Consider the following 15,245-nt stretch of genomic DNA (forward strand, 5'->3'; position numbering starts at 1 on the left):
CCGTCCTGTTCAGCGGTCCGCTCACTCCGGGGCGGGCGGTTCCGGATCCCGATATGTGCTGGCCAGGGCGTGGTGTGACATGGGCGACAGGACGGCCGCCGCGGCGATCAGCTGGTCTATCACGCGGCGTTCTGCAACGCGCTGCTGCGGTGGGCCTACCGCAAGGCCGAGGACGCCGCGCAGCACTCGTACCGCCGCGACCGATCCAGCCGATCGGATCGCGGACCTGTCAGACCTGCTTCTGGCCCGGCGTGCTGGTCACCACGCCGTTGGAGGTCCTCCAGTACCCGTCGTAGACGACGATGGTGAAGGAGCTGAGCTTGGTGATGGTGGCGGTACCGGCGCTGAGGCTGCCGCTGCTGAAGGAATACCCGGAGGAAATGATGTACCCCGAGCCGGGGTTGGCGTCAGTGGGCGGGGCGCTGAGTTTCGTGGTCGAGATCGTTTCACCATCGGGATCGGTCGCTTTGATGGACGTCCAGCTATTGCCGACCTTGACCGCGCTCGTAACCGGGTCCCTGTTTTCGGCGTAGATCGGGACGACCACCGTGACGGTGCTGGTGCCGCCGTAGCCGTCGGTGACGGTGAAGTTGAACCAGTCCGTCTTTTGCGCTGCGGTAGCCCCCATCTTGGCCGCGGCGTGGAAGTAGGCCGCGCTCTGGCTGATCGAGTACGACATGGTGCCGTTGGAGTTGACGGTCACAGTGCCGCCGTTGGCGGTGGTGATGGTGCCGCCGCTGGCCAGGGCGAAGGTCGTGCCCGTGCCATCGAACTTGTTGTTGATCAGCAGTGCGTCGGAGTCGGCGTCGCTGGCGGCGAATGTCAGGCCGGTGATCGTCTGGACTCCGGCCGCGTTGGGGTTGGTCTTGGATCCCGGACCGGCCACCGTGACCGTCCCGGAGCTTCCGTTGACCGTCGCCGTGGGCGCATTGTTGCTCACCGAGGGGGCGACGTTGATCGTGGCGATGATCACCGACTTGCCGGTGGCATCGGTGGCCTTGATGGTGAACGAATCGTCGGTTGTAGTGCTGTGACCCAGGCCCGCGGTCCGGGTGTAGGTGTACGTGCCGTTCGCGTTGACGGTGACGCTGCCCTTTGACGGGCCGCTGCCCAGGCTGTAGGTCAGCCCCAGCCCGGTATCGCCGGCCGGAACGTTCAGCGAACCGGTCGTGACACCGGCAGTCGTGTTGGTGTTCGTCTGCGGCGACGGGGTCGTCAGGCCGTTGAGAGTAACCGTCGCCGTGGTGACACCACCGTGGTTGTCGCTCACCTGCACCTGGAACGAATCCGTGGTGACCCCCGACTTCGGGATGTACGTGAACGAGGTGCCGCTCATCGTGATGATGCCGCCGTTGGAGCCGTAGACCGAACCACCTGTCGCACCGACCAAGCTGTAGGTCAGACCGTCACCGTCGCCGTCGGAGCCACCCGAGATGGTGCCCCGCACGACGCCAAGGCCGCTGGTGTTCGAACTGCTTACGCCACCGCTCAAAGTCGGTGCGGCGTTTTGCTTTTCGATCGGAATGCCATATGTCACCGCTGTGGTACCGCCGAAGGCATCACTGACGTTGATGGTGAACGTATCGCCCGGGTCACCCGTGACAGCGTGGTCGTGCCAGTAGCTGTCCGACACTCCGAACCACGCGTACTTCTGGTTGGTGTAGCTGAACGTGCCGTTGGCGTTGACCGTGATGGTCCCGCCCTGGGCGGTGCTGTAGGTACCGGCTGCCCAGGTGAGCGCGTCGCCCTCGGCATCGGTCGCCTTCAGGGTGCCGGACGTATCCTGCCGGTCATACGGACCGACGATGCGCGACAGCGCCGAACTGGCCACTGTCACACCGTTACCCACCGGCGCGCTGTTGGTCACCGTCGGGTTGACGTTGACCACTGCAACGGTCGTCGTCTTTCCGGTGCTGTCGGTGCCGAGAATGGTGAACGAATCCTGCGTCGGCTGGGTGTGACCCGCCGCCGTCCGGGTGTAGGTGAACGTACCGTCGGCATTGAGCACCACGTTGCCCCGCAACGCATTTGGCGCGGTGCCAATGCTGTAGGTCAGCAGCCCGGCGTCGCCTCCATTGTTCAGACTGCCGGTGACCGTACCTGTCGTCGGGTTCGTGGTCGTCACCGGCGACGCCGAACTCACCGGCACGGTCACGGTCGTCGTGTAGCTGTAACCGAAGCTGTCGGTGCTCGTCATCTGGAAGGAGTCCGACGTCGCACCCGACGACCGGTTCGGGACGTAGGTGTAGGCCCCGGTGGTCGAATTGAGCTTGATGATGCCGCCGTTGGCGGTGTACGCCGATCCCCCGCTCGCGCCGTTGAGCGAGTACGTCATCGGGTTGTCGGCATTCTGCGGCGCCGAGACGACGCCGCGAACCACGCCCATCGGTGAGGTGCTGCCGACAGTGTTGGTCAACGATCCGACGGCCTGGTTGTAGTAGACGGTGACAGTGACGGTCTTCTGCGTCTCATTGCCGTTGGGCATGTACGGCTTGGACACGCTGATCTGACCATCGCCCTGGGCGAGAACGGTCATCGTGAACGTCAAGGTCTTCGGAGACTTGTCGCTGGACAAGGGATTCCAGTCCCACACCGTCCAGTTCATCCGCCCGTTGGTTCCGTCGACCACAGTGACGGTGAACCGACTGTCGTTGGGCTCGGTGAAACCGTATGAGGTGATCGGGTCACCGTCGGCGTCGTAGAACTGCACGTATCCCGAGACGGTGGTGCCGCTGGCGTTCGGCAGATGCTGACTGGTCTGCTGCATGTCGGTCACGACGGGCTGGTGATCAGTCGCCACGTCCGCGAAGCGCCGGAAGATCGCGACGACGACGACATACATCGCCAGCGACACCGGATTCGGAGCCTTACCGAGCGTGATGTCCATGTCGAGAACGGTCTTCGGCGACAGGAAGGCCCCTCGTGCCGCCGCGACCACACCGTCCAGGTCGTTCGCAATGAGCCCGTTGACGACCGGGTTCGCGGCGATATCCTGCAACGCCCCGGCGAGGCTCACCGCCTCGTCGATCCAGTGCGGGATGTCGACGGTCTGCGAGGTGTTGAACAGCACGATGGCGCCCGCGAGGACCGCAGCCGTCACCGATGCCTGCGTGATGGTGGATGGTGCGCCGTCGACCATCTTGAACGGCGGCACGAATTGGTCCATCAGAGTGGCCAGGCCGTTGAGCCCATAGGACAGCCGGTCGACCACGATCGAGGGCTTGAAGAACGCGTCCAAGAACGTGACCGGGAACTTGAGCCAGCCGTTGCTGGGCGTGAGCGGAGCCGCCATCAGCGCGTCGAGTTGCGCCGCCCACGCGTCGAGCGTGGTCTGGATGTCATAGTGCGCGGGCGTGGTGATCGGACCCGCACCGTCCTGGACGGCGGTCAGGTCGCCGGTCATCGAATAGGCGGCCGCCGACGGGGCGACGGCGGCCCTGGCGGTGGTGGACTTGCGCGCGGTGACGGGTGCGGGCGTTGAGGACGCGGCCGGCGGGGTCGCCTCGGTCGGCGCGGCGGTCCCGGTCGCGGTCGCGGGGTCGACGGTGGCGGTCGCGGAGTCGACGGTGGCGGTGGGGGGCGCCGTCGGCGTGGTCACTGTGTCGCGCGGCGATGCTGTGGTGGTGGACGACTCGGGCTGCGCGGTCGTCGTGACGGTCGCCTCGACGGCACTGTCCGGGGACGGGGTCCGGCCGGTCGTCGACGGCCGGATAGCCACCGAGGAGCCGCCGTTGGAGCCCGACGACGTCGGCTGCTTGGCAGACGTGCGGGTGCGCGCGGGTCCGGCGTTCTTGGGTCCGCGGGTCGAGTTCGAGGAGTGACTGGAGTTGCTGCCGGAGTTGCTCGCCGATGCGGATCCGGAATCCGAGCCGCCGCCCGTGGACGCCGCGGCCATACCGTTTCCGACGCTCACCGCCAGGCCGAGGCCTACCGCGGCGGCCAGAATTCCGTTGCGGGCCGCACGCTTGCCATTGCCGGTGGCACGCTTCCGATGACGGCCCGCCAGCTTCCGGTGGCGAGCCGCGTGCTTCTTGGAACTCAAGAAATCTCCCGACGGGTGTCCTACGTGACGGTGCTCGCACATCACTGCGTGGGAGACGTACGCCACTTTGACTGGTCCGCAACGTAACATTGCTTACAGGTTTTTGCCAAAGGTTGTCTCAGTCAAATTTGGACGAAAAGCTCTTAGCTGGCCTTTTAGGCAGAAATTTCGCCGGTTGTGTCGCCGTGTCGCGCTGAGCATTCGCACAGCAGGGAAATTTCAGCAAATTTGCACACGCGCAAGTGCTGATTTGGTATTGGCACTAGGCGGTGCACAGGGCGATGAACGTCCGCGAGAAGACGCTCAGGCGACCGTGTACGTCCTCGAGTTACTCGACAGGACGCCCGTCACGACGCCACCCGTCACCACGTAGTAGCCGTCATAGACGGTGATCGTGACGACGGTGCCACTACTGGCCCCGCTGGTGGACAGCGTCAGCCAGAACGAGTCATACGTCGCGGTGCCCTGCGTGGAGGTGACGACATACGTCAGGTCGTCACTGTCGCCATCGCTCGCGTTGCCGACCCCGGTCCAGTAATTGCCCCACCGGGTGCCGCCCGAGGTGGTTCCCGGGTTGGAATTGGCCGCATAGATCGGCACGACCGCCGTGTATGTCGTGGTACCACCGAAGGGGTCGCTGACCGTCGCGGTGAAGCTGTCGCCGACCGCGCTGCCGGTGGCCCCGACCTTGGCCGCACCGTGGTAGTACGAATACCCCTTGTCGATGCTGTAGCTGAACGTTCCGTTGGCGTTGATGACCACCGTGCCGCCATTGACGGTCGTATACGTGCCCGCGGTGTAGGTGAGCGGGTCGCCCTCGGCATCGCTGGCATGCAGTGTGCCAGTGGTGGTTTGCCTCAGTGTGCCGATTCCGAGGATGCGGTTGTCCTGCAGGTTAGAGGTCCCGACCGTGGTCGCACCGGGCGTCGGCGCCGTGTTGGTCACCGTCGGCTTGACAGCCATACTCAGGGTCACGGTACGGCCGCTGGCGTCGGTGGCGATCACGGTGACCACATCGCTGTTCGCCGTGGTACGGCCCACGCTGGAGGTGTAGGTGAAGGCGCCGGTGGCGGGATTGAAGGACGTCACCGTGCCCTTCGCCGGGCTGGCACCAAGGGCGTAGCTGGTGAAGATGCCGGCATCACCGCTCGGGACAGGCACCGAACCCGTCACGACGTACGGCGTCGAGGTATTGAGGTTGCCCGGGGTGATCGTCGTGGTGTTGGCCACCGTGACCGTCGAGACGGTGGTGCCACCGTGGCCATCGGTCATCTGCACCTGGAAGCTCTGCGTCGCACCGGCATTCGCCGACGAGACATAGGTGAAGGCGCCGGTGGTCGAGTTCAGCGTGACGATGCCGCCGTTCCCGGAGCCGTTCTTGGTGTAGCCGGAATTGTTGCTCAGCCCGTTCACCGAGGAGCCCACCAGGGAGTACGTCAGGGTGTCGCCGTCAGAGTCACTACCGCCGACGCTGCCACGCACCACGCCGAGGCCGTCGGCGGCACCCATTGTCGGAGACGAAGTCGGCGGGCTGTTCGATCCGTCGATGATCTGGATCTTGAAGCTCACCGTGTATTTGACGCCGTCCGCGGATGTCACCGGGATGTTTACGGTGTCGTATCTGTCGGCCGGGTTGTCCGACGTTGCGCGGTGGAAGAACGCCTTGCCGGGAAGCGTGTTCGTGTAGGTGAATCCACCGTCGCTGGTGTTGATGGTGACCAGCCCGCCACCTGCTGAGGTGAACGTACCGAGCAGCGACGTCCCGAAGTCCACCGATCTACCGTCGGGATCCACCGCATGGAACGTGCCTGCCGCGTATTCGGAGCGCGAGCTGTCTCCGCCCAAACTCAGTGTGTAGAGCCAACTGTCGTAGGTCGTGCTCGTCGTGAACGGTGTCAGGACCGCCATTTCCTGGAACCGCTTGTATATCGCGACCAACGCGACGTAGACCACGACCGTGAACGGATTGACCTGGGCCGCAGTCCACGTGGGCAGCGTGATGTTCCAGGCCCGGGTCGGGTCGTAGTACGCGCCGCCGTCGCTGAGGCCGAAAGTCGCGATGGCCGCGGCCTGCGCCGCAGCGATTTTGGTTTCGAGACTGGTCGAGTTCGTGAGGTCAGCCCTGGTGACGGTGGCGCCGGTGGTCGACTTGATGACATCGATTTCCCACTGGGCCGGGTCGTAGACACCGTTGAGCATGTCCGTCAAGACCGTTGCTGTGCCGACCACGGCTGCGCCCATGATCTTGTACTGCGTGATGATGCCGAAGGTGCCCGCCCCTGGCGAGATGTTGAACGGGGGCACGATCCGATTGAGGAAGTCGCCCCACGCGTTGAGCGTGTCCGAGAACGTATAGCTGGGGATCGCGGGCTTGACGAAAAGGCCCAGGATGCTGCCCAGATCGGGAACCCACCGCGCCGGACTGCCTGCGACCGCGGTGGCAACCAAGGCGTCGAGTTGATTGTCGAGGGCGTCCAGGGTCTGGTCGGTCAGATAGTTGGTCACCGTCACGAAGTTGTGCGGCGACCCAGGCCAGCCGGCGAGCCGATTGACAGCCCTGCTCAGGACAGCCATGAAAGACGTGACAGCGTCCGACGGTGACGCGGCGGCGACTGCCGGTTTGACGGCGGCCGTCGTGGACTTCTCCAGTCGCGCCGGGACGGCAGCGGTTTCGACGGCCGCAGGGGTTTTCACCACAGCCGCGGTCGGGGTGGTCGGGATAGACGAACTATCTGCGGCCGACTGGTCGCCGGTCGCGGGGGTGACCGTCGTGGCTGTGGCCGTCGTGGCTGTGGTCGCCGGGGTTGTGGTCGCCGGGGTTGTGGTCGTCGTTGCGCCGGTTGCGGCAGACGAAGGTTTGGGAGTGGCTGACGATTGTTTGGCCGAGGGACGCGTGCGCGCAGATCGGGCGGTTGTGGTGGCGCGCGTCGATGTCGAAGAAGGTCCCGCATTGCTCGCTGAACTGGCCTTGGATCCGGAATCCGGGGAGCCGCCATCGGTGGCGGCCGATGCCACTCCCTGACCCGTCGCGACCGCCAGCCCGACCCCCACCGCTGCTGCGAGGAGTCCATTGCGAGCCGCGCGCTGCCGATTGCGAGCGACCTGTTTGCGATGGCGGGCCGCCCGCTTTCGGTGGCGACCGACGCGCTTGTGAGAACTCACCGATCCTCCGACCCATCCAGGCGTGCCGACACTTGCGTGAGGCGGCTCACACACATTGCTTGGGAGAGACGCAGCGATACCCGCTTCCCGCAACCTAACATCGCCCGGCATTTTCGCCAAGGACAATTTGGCCCCTGGGATTGAATAGGGGCTGATCAGCGAATTCGATAGATCAGGGGTGGTTTTTTCTCAGTTGTGTCTAATTGCGCAGCAAATGTCCGTACTGATCAATTGATTAGTCACACCACGGTGTCAGCGCTCGCGATCGGCGAGCAAACGCTCCACGTATTTCGCGATGACATCGACTTCGAGGTTCACCGGCGTGTCGACCGCCGCGCGACCGAGTGTGGTGAGCGCCAGCGTGGTGGGGATCAGGGATACCTCGAACCAGTCGTCACCCAAGCCGGACACCGTCAGGGAGATGCCGTCGACGGTGATCGAGCCCTTTTCCACCACATACCGCGACAGCTCCGGCGGCAGCGCGATCCGCACGATCTCCCAGTGCTCGGACGGTGCGCGAGAGACGACGCGGCCGGTCCCGTCGACGTGGCCCTGGACGATATGGCCGCCGAGCCGGCTGTTGACCGCAGCGGCGCGTTCCAGGTTCACCGCACTTCCGACGTCGACGGCGGCCAGGCTGGACCGGTTGAGCGTCTCGGCCATCACGTCGGCACTGAACTGCCCGCCGGGCAGCACCTCGACGACTGTCAGGCAGACACCGTTCACGGCGATCGAGTCGCCGTGCCGGGCATCCGCAGTCACGACCGGGCCGCGGATCACGAACCGCGCCGAGTCGGCCAGCTCATCCTTGCCGACGATCTCACCCAGTTCCTCGACGATTCCGGTGAACACGCGCCCAATCTAGCCCGGCCGTGACGACACTCGCTTAGGTCCACTAAATCTGCAGTTCACAGCGCATAACGCGGACCGGGTTCAGCCCGGCGCCGCAGGTCTGGTCACCCCGACCCTCTACGATGCTCCTATGCAGACGCGCCGCCGAATGTTCGCCGTCCTCGCCGCCCTCCTCGCAACAGCAGCCCTGTTCGTCGCGGGCTGCTCGTCCTCGTCGAAGCCCTCCGAGCCGCTACCGGAGGCCGCCGGGCTGCTGCAGCAGTCCATCCAGGTCACCAAAGCCCTCAAGAGCGCCCACCTCGACATCACCGTCGGCGGCAAGATCGAGGGTCTGCCCGTCAAGAAGCTGTCCGGCGACCTGACCAACGTGCCCGCCACCGCGGTGTCCGGGAACTCGACCATCTCGATGGGCGGCTCGGACGTCGACATCCAGCTGGTCGTGCTCGACGGCACCCTCTACGCCGCGCTGACCCCCAACAACTGGCTCGACATGGGCCCGGCCAAGGACATCTACGACCCCTCGGTGGTCCTCAACCCGGACAACGGGCTGGCCAACTGGCTCGCCTCCATCACCGACGCCAAATCGGAGGCCAGCGAGACCATCAACGGTGTGGACACCATCCGCATCACCGGCAAGGTCAGCGCCGACGCCATGAACAAGCTGATCCCGCTCAAGGCAACCAGCCCACTGCCCGCCACCGTCTGGATCCAGAAGGCCGATCCGCATCAGCTGGTCCAGGCCAAGGCCGACACCGGTAACGGCAGCAGCATCCAGATCACGCTGTCGGAGTGGGACAAGCCGGTCACCGTCACCAAGCCCGCCGTCTGACGGGCCGGGTGATGGCTGAGTCTCTGGACACCGCCGCCCACCGGGCTGGAACCTCCGGCCGCAGCCGCCGGATCGTGATCAGCGCGGGTAGCCTCGCCGTTCTGCTCGGGGCGCTCGACACGTATGTCGTGGTCACGATCATGGTCGACATCATGTCGACGGTCGGCATCCCGGTGAACAAGCTCCAGCAAGTCACCCCGATCATCACCTGGTACATGCTGGGCTACATCGCGGCGATGCCGCTGCTGGGCCGGCTGTCCGACCGCTTCGGGCGCAAGCTGATGCTGCAGCTGTCGCTGGTCACGTTCGCGGCCGGCTCGGTGGTGACCGCGCTGTCCACCGACCTGACGATGCTGGTGATCGGGCGTCTCGTCCAGGGCATCGCCGCAGGCGCCCTGCTGCCCGTGACGCTCGCACTCGCGGCCGACCTGTGGGCTGCCCGCAGCCGCGCCGCGGTGCTCGGCGGCATCGGCGCCGCCCAGGAGCTGGGCAGCGTGCTCGGCCCGCTCTATGGCATCGGTGTGGTGTTGCTGCTGGGCAAGTGGCAGGACGTGTTCTGGATCAACGTGCCGCTCACCGTGGTCGCGATGGTGGCGATCCACGTCAGCCTGCCCTCCCATGACCGCAGCGAGAACCCCGAAAAGGTCGATCTGATCGGCGGCATCCTGCTCGCGATCGCATTGGGCTTGGCCGTGATCGGGCTGTACAACCCGAACCCCGACGGCAAGACGCTGCTCCCGCCGCACGGCCTGATCCTCGTGATCGGCGCTGTCATCGCAGCCATCGCATTCTTCGTCTGGGAGCGGTTCGCCCGCACCCGGTTGATCGAACCGGCGGGCGTGCGGTTCGTGCCGTTCCTGGCTTCGTTGGGCACCTCACTGTGCGCAGGAGCGGCGTTGATGGTGACGTTGGTCAACGTCGAACTGTTCGGCCAGGGTGTGCTCGGCAAGGACCAGACGCAGGCCGCGTTCCTGCTGCTGCACTTCCTGATCGCGCTGCCGGTCGGAGCGCTCATCGGCGGCTGGGTCGCCACCCGGATCGGCGACCGGATCGTCGCCGTCGTCGGAATGCTGATCTCCTCGGGCGCATACCTGCTGGTGTCACACTGGGGCACCAATGTGGCCGGCGCCCGCCACGATTTCGGGTTCGTGTCCCTGCCGGTGATCGACACCGACCTGGCGCTGGCCGGCTTCGGGCTGGGTCTGGTGATCGGCCCGCTCACCTCAGCCGCACTGCGGGTGGTGCCGCCTGCTCAGCACGGCATCGCTTCCTCACTCGTCGTGGTGGCCCGCATGACCGGCATGCTGATCGGCGTCGCGGCGCTCTCCGCGTGGGGCCTGTACCGGTTCAACCAGATCCTGGCCACACTGCCGAGCCCGGGCGGCAACAGCCTGGCCGCCAAGATCGCCGGCGAGGCCGAGCGCTACCGCACCGCCTTCGCGATGCAGTACGGCTCGATCTTCTTCGTCACCGTGATCGTCTGCCTGGTCGGCGCCGTTCTGGCCCTGTTCATCGGGGGCAGGCAGGCGCACGCCGACGAGACCGAGGCCGAGCAGACGGTGGCCGCTTAGCTCACACGTCGCGGGCCAACAGATCGGCCCAGGTGTCGCGGCGTACCACGAGCCTGGCGTCGCCGTTCGCGGCGAACACCACCGGGATGCGGCGCGCCCCGTTGTACTGGTTGGACATCGTGTAGCAGTACGCCCCGGTGACCGGGACGGCCAACAGATCCCCGACCACCGGATTATCAAGCGGGACACCATCGATCAGCTGGTCGCCGGATTCGCAGTGCCTGCCGACGACGGTGACGTCGGTTCCCCCACCGATCCGGTCGACGAGGGTCGCCTCGAACCGTTGTCCGTACAGCGAGACCTCGAGGTTGTCGCCCATCCCGCCATCGACCGCGACGTGGGTGACCACCCCGTGTTTGACGGTGGTCACCCGGTAGACCGTGCAGGCCGCCGACGCGGTCATCGACCGGCCCGGCTCGACGATCATGCGGGCCTCGGCGGGAACCAGGCTGCGGGCCTTCTCGATCATGGTGTCGGCGTAGGCGTCCACCGTCGGCGGGTGATCGGCGTAGGTGTAGCGCACCCCGAGCCCGCCCCCGAAGTCGTACACGTCGAAGCTGCCCAGCTCGGCGACCGGGGCCACGGCGGCGGCGAGCTGTTCGGCGTCGAGCAGCTGCGAGCCGACGTGAGTGTGCACCCCGTCGCAGCGCAACACCCGGCTGCGGCGGATCCTCTCGATCGCCACTCGCGCGTCCGCCGGCAGCAGACCGAATTTCGAGCCGGCATGCCCCGTCGCCACCGCGGAATGGGTGTCGGCTTCGATACCGGGCACGACGCGCACCAGGCAGGCCTGCCTGGTGCCCGGCTCGACGATGCGTTCCAGCCGGTCGATGTCGTCGAAGTTGTCGACAACGATCAGGCCGACGCCATTGCTGACGGCCATACCGATTTCTTCGTCGGTCTTGGCGTTGCCGTGCAACAGCATCCGCGCCGGGTCGGCTCCGGCAGCCAAGGCGGTGGCGATCTCTCCCCCACCGGCGACGTCGAGCAGCAGCCCTTCCTCGCGGGCCAGTCGCTGAATCGCGGTGCAGGGGAATGCTTTCGACGCGAACGCCACATCCGCTCGGGCCCACCGGCTGCGAAACGCCGTGAGATAGTCCCTGGCCCGCTGCCGCACCGCATCCTCGGCGACCACCATGACCGGGGTGCCGAATTCGGCAGCCAGGTCATCGAGGCGGCAGCCCCCGACGGTCAGCACGCCGTCGGCCATCCGGGAGCCGGGTGGGAACAGGTCGAGCACGTCCGGATCACTCATCTATGTCATCCTGCTCCATGCCGCCCGATCCGCGATCACTGTCACGTCGCCGTGCCGCTGCAACACTGACGCCGGCACATCGGAGACGACCGGTCCGCGCAGTGCCGCCGCCAACGCGTCCGCCTTCGCCCGGCCCGCGGCGAGCAGCAGGATCGAACGGGCCCGGCTGATCGTCGCCAGCCCCTGAGTGATCGCCCGCCGTGGGACGTCGTCGACCCGGCCACCGAAGAACCGGGCGTTGTCGCGCCGGGTCTGCGCGGACAGCTCCACCACCCGCGTCGTGGAGTCGAGCGCCGAGCCGGGCTCGTTGAACGCCAGGTGCCCATTGGAGCCGATCCCGGCGATCTGAACGTCGACTCCACCCACCTCGGTGAGCTGCCGCTCGAATTCCTTCGCTGCCGTGCCGGGATCATCACTGTCACCTTGTGGCACATGAACATTGGCGGCCGCGATGCCCAGCGGATCGGCGATGCGTGTGCGCACATACGCCGCATAGCTGCGGGGATCATCGGCGTCGAGGCCGACATACTCGTCCAACGCGATCACCCGGGCACCGGAGAGGTCGACGTCCCCTCGGCGGCTGCGGCAGCCCAACTCGGCGTAGACCCGCATCGGGGTCTCGCCGGTGGCCACGCCGAGTGTGGGCGCACTCGACGGCAGAGCTTCCAGCACCGCCGTTGCGGCGGTGCTGGCGAACATCTCGTCGTCGACCACGGTCACCCGCATCAGTTCATCCTCCCGCCCGCTGCCACCCGGGCTCGGTCATGGCGGGCAACGCAATCGGTCCACCAGGCATGCCATTCAGGTCGCGGGGCGATGATCTGCGGCGCGTCGTTCCGGATGATCGGACGGCCGGTCACATCTGCGGCGAACAGCGCCGCACCGATCGCCGAGTGGTCGGTCACCGTCGGATCCACCCACACCTCGCGTCCGGTCGCATCCGCGATGTCCTGCCACATCAACGGGCTGACCGCGCTGCCGCCGCCGAGCCGGACCGGGCCCGAACGGCCCGTTGTCGCCGCCAGCACGTCGATACAACGGCGCAGTTCGACGACGATCCCGGTGAGCAACGCCCGGCCGATGTGCCCGACACCCATGCCCAGCCGCAGACCCTGCAGACTGCCCGTCAGGCTCGGGTCCCACAGCGCGCCCTGCTCACCCGGTGACAGGTACGGCAGGAACAACGGCGCGTCGGCATGGGCCACCGTGGCCGCCGCCTCGAGCAGATCCGCCGGCCCGGCCAGGCCGAACAGCGCCGCGACACCGTCGAACGCCGAACCCATTGCCAACAAATCCATTTCGAGCCCCCAGCCGGTACCGGCGAGCGGAGTCACCAGGTAGCGCATGGCCGGATCTCTGGTCGGCTGATCGGAGATACCCAGGACGACCGCGCTGGTGCCGGCGATCACCCCGACATCACCGTGAGCCAACGCGCCCACCCCCCGCGCACCGAGCGCGGAGTCGGCCGCACCCAGTACCACGGGCAGCTCCCCGGGCACCCCCCAGCGCTGCCGCCACCGCGCGGTCAGCGGCAGCGCCGTGGCTGCGGAAGCGACCTCTGGTAACTGCGGCAGACCCGTCGACTCAACCAGTTCGGCACTCCAGCAACCGGATTCGATGTCAAAGGCGGCGCTACCCGCGGCGGTGCTGGGGTCGGTGAGCAACGCCCCGGTCAGCTGGTGGAACAGGACATCTTTGGCGCCGGCTACCGTCGTGCCCGCGCGGCCGAGCCCCTGGAGCCTGGCGTGCATCGGCGCCAGGTACCGGCCGTCGACCCGTTGTCCGGTGATCCGGTACAGCACCGCGTCACCGACCCGCGCACGCAGCTCGTCGGCATTCCGCTCGGCCCTGCCGTCCTCCCACGTGATCGCCGCGCCCACCGGTTCGAGTGCCCCGTCGAGCTCGACCAGCGTGGGCAACATCGCGGTCAGACCGATCGCATGCCAGCGCTGTGGCGCCACCCGGCCCGAGACAATGTCTCCGGCGGCACCGAGCGCCTGCCACCAGTCGCGTGGATCCTGTTCGGCCGCTTCGGCTTCCGGCCGTCTAGTCGGATAATCGACCCGGGCCGACGCAACGGGCCTGCCGTGGTGATCGACCGCGACGATCTTGACCGCCGACGTGCCGAGGTCGACGCCGATGACTACCGGTCCGGTCACGACCGGGAAGCAGGCGTCCGCGTGCGGGCGACGACGGTCAGCGCGTCGGCGGCCGCCTGCAGTGTCTCGTCGATGTCGCGGTCGTCATGAACCAGCGACACGAACAGGTTCTCGAACTGCAGCGGATGGAACAGCACCCCGCGAATGACCATCTCCTCGTACCACCGGGTGAACAGGGGCTCGTCGGCCCGCGCCACCGCATCGCGCCAATTGTGGATCGGGCCGTCGGCGAACCACAACTGGAACACCGTGCCCAGACCCTCACAGTAGGCGTCCAGACCGCGCTCGGCGGCGAGCTCGCCGAGACCCGCGGCCAGCCGGTGACCGAGCGCCCGCTGCCGCTCGTAGAGCCCCGGTTCGGCCAGCAAATCCATCGTGGCCGACACCGCCGCGCACTGCACGACATTGGCGTTGTAGGTGCCCGAATGGGAGTAGACGCCCTCGGCCACCAGGCGCATGGCCTCCGTGGAGCCGCCGACCGCGGCCACCGGGAACCCGCCGCCGAGTCCCTTGGCCAGCGTCGTGAGATCCGGGGTGACCCCGAACCATTCCTGGGCACCGCCGCGGGCGAAGCGGAAACCGGTGATCACCTCGTCGAAGATCAGCAGGGCACCGTGCTTGCGGGTTTCACTGCGCAGCAGTTCCAGATAGCCGGGTTCGGGCAGGATGCACCCGGTGTTGAACACCGCGGGTTCGGTGAGCACGGCGGCGATCTCGTCGCCGCGCCGGTTCATCAGGTCGACGAAACTGTCCGGATCGTTCCAGGTCAGCACGACCAAGGTGTCCTCCAGTTCGGCGGGCACCCCCGGGCCCATCGCGACCGGCCGGGGATGGTCGGCCGGCCCGGCCAGCTCCGGGTCGACGTGGTTGGACCAGTACACGGTGTCCTGCCAGCCGTGGTAGTGCCCTTCGAACCGGACCACGATGCGACGGCCGGTGGTCGCCCGGGCCAGCCGGACCGCCGTGCCCACCGCTTCGGATCCGGAGTTGGTGAAGCGCACCTGCTCGATCCCGGGCACGGCCGCCACCACCTTCTCGGCGGCCTCGATCTCCAGCTCGTAGGGCAGCCCGAAGCACGTGCCCAGATCACGCACCGCCTCGGTGACCGCGTTGGTCACCACCGGATGGCGATGTCCCAGGATCATCGGACCCAGCCCCAGCAGATAGTCGATGTAGGTGTTTCCGTCCACATCCGTCAGCCGCGACCCACTGCCCTGCGCCATGAAGATGGGATAGGGCTTCCACCCGTTGCGCGGCAGCCGGGCCGTCGAGCCCGCCCCGCCGGGGATCGTGCGCTTGGCCCGTTCGTACATGGTCGAGGTGGTGGCGGTGCGGGCGGCGTACGCGTCGGCGAACGACATCGGATTCTCTTTCG

At 66.9% G+C, this 15,245-nt stretch carries 10 protein-coding genes; 3 read left to right on the forward strand and 7 right to left on the reverse strand.

Annotated features, from left to right (window positions below; genetic code table 11):
• Positions 1-229: 229 nt before the first annotated feature.
• On the reverse strand, positions 230-4,042 hold the full coding sequence (locus AB4879_RS05750; protein WP_370506808.1) for a beta strand repeat-containing protein: 3,813 nt from the start codon (positions 4,040-4,042) through the stop codon (positions 230-232).
• Positions 4,043-4,345: 303 nt separating this feature from the next.
• On the reverse strand, positions 4,346-6,547 hold the full coding sequence (locus AB4879_RS05755; RefSeq protein ID WP_370506809.1) for a beta strand repeat-containing protein: 2,202 nt from the start codon (positions 6,545-6,547) through the stop codon (positions 4,346-4,348).
• A 10-nt stretch (positions 6,548-6,557) separates the two neighbouring features.
• Here AB4879_RS05755 and AB4879_RS05760 point away from each other — a divergent pair, with 10 nt between their 5' ends.
• Positions 6,558-7,064: a hypothetical protein gene (locus tag AB4879_RS05760; protein WP_370506810.1), complete on the forward strand. Its 507-nt coding sequence runs from the start codon at positions 6,558-6,560 to the stop codon at positions 7,062-7,064.
• A 392-nt stretch (positions 7,065-7,456) separates the two neighbouring features.
• On the opposite strand, the gene AB4879_RS05765 is transcribed toward AB4879_RS05760, so the two are convergent.
• Positions 7,457-8,056 (reverse strand): riboflavin synthase, encoded by a 600-nt coding sequence (locus AB4879_RS05765; protein WP_370506811.1) that lies wholly within the window; start codon positions 8,054-8,056, stop codon positions 7,457-7,459.
• 130 nt (positions 8,057-8,186) lie between these two features.
• Between AB4879_RS05765 and AB4879_RS05770 the strand changes: the two genes are divergently transcribed.
• Together AB4879_RS05770 and AB4879_RS05775 are read left to right on the forward strand one after the other, a co-directional pair.
• Positions 8,187-8,885 carry an LppX_LprAFG lipoprotein gene (locus AB4879_RS05770; RefSeq protein ID WP_199189918.1) on the forward strand — a complete coding sequence of 233 codons (699 nt, stop codon included), beginning with the start codon at positions 8,187-8,189 and terminating at the stop codon, positions 8,883-8,885.
• Positions 8,886-8,896: 11 nt separating this feature from the next.
• Complete coding sequence (locus AB4879_RS05775) at positions 8,897-10,456, forward strand: MFS transporter (protein ID WP_370506812.1); 1,560 nt, start codon at positions 8,897-8,899, stop codon at positions 10,454-10,456.
• Between the two features lies 1 nt (position 10,457).
• On the opposite strand, the gene lysA is transcribed toward AB4879_RS05775, so the two are convergent.
• Genes lysA through AB4879_RS05795 form a run of 4 tightly spaced genes read right to left on the reverse strand, consistent with a single transcriptional unit; the run spans position 10,458 to position 15,231 of the window.
• Positions 10,458-11,711, reverse strand: a complete 1,254-nt coding sequence (gene lysA / locus AB4879_RS05780; protein WP_370506813.1) for a diaminopimelate decarboxylase — start codon at positions 11,709-11,711, stop codon at positions 10,458-10,460.
• Entirely contained in the window at positions 11,712-12,437 is a 726-nt protein-coding gene (locus tag AB4879_RS05785; protein ID WP_370506814.1) for a glucosamine-6-phosphate deaminase, read from the reverse strand.
• Positions 12,437-13,870 carry an FGGY-family carbohydrate kinase gene (locus AB4879_RS05790; protein ID WP_370506815.1) on the reverse strand — a complete coding sequence of 478 codons (1,434 nt, stop codon included), beginning with the start codon at positions 13,868-13,870 and terminating at the stop codon, positions 12,437-12,439. Before AB4879_RS05790 ends, AB4879_RS05785 begins: the two co-directional genes overlap by 1 nt.
• Positions 13,867-15,231, reverse strand: coding sequence for an aspartate aminotransferase family protein (locus AB4879_RS05795; RefSeq protein ID WP_370506816.1), 1,365 nt, complete (start codon positions 15,229-15,231; stop codon positions 13,867-13,869). Before AB4879_RS05795 ends, AB4879_RS05790 begins: the two co-directional genes overlap by 4 nt.
• Positions 15,232-15,245: the final 14 nt, after the last annotated feature.

Source organism: Mycobacterium sp. SA01 (assembly GCF_041287105.1).
GTDB lineage: Bacteria > Actinomycetota > Actinomycetes > Mycobacteriales > Mycobacteriaceae > Mycobacterium.

Coding starts and splice junctions, on each gene's coding strand:
- AB4879_RS05775 (WP_370506812.1), top strand. CDS start 8,897: ATGGCTGAGTCTCTGGACACCGCCGCCCACCGGGCTGGAACCTCCGGC.
- lysA (WP_370506813.1), bottom strand. CDS start 11,711: ATGAGTGATCCGGACGTGCTCGACCTGTTCCCACCCGGCTCCCGGATG.
- AB4879_RS05795 (WP_370506816.1), bottom strand. CDS start 15,231: ATGTCGTTCGCCGACGCGTACGCCGCCCGCACCGCCACCACCTCGACC.
- AB4879_RS05770 (WP_199189918.1), top strand. CDS start 8,187: ATGCAGACGCGCCGCCGAATGTTCGCCGTCCTCGCCGCCCTCCTCGCA.
- AB4879_RS05785 (WP_370506814.1), bottom strand. CDS start 12,437: ATGCGGGTGACCGTGGTCGACGACGAGATGTTCGCCAGCACCGCCGCA.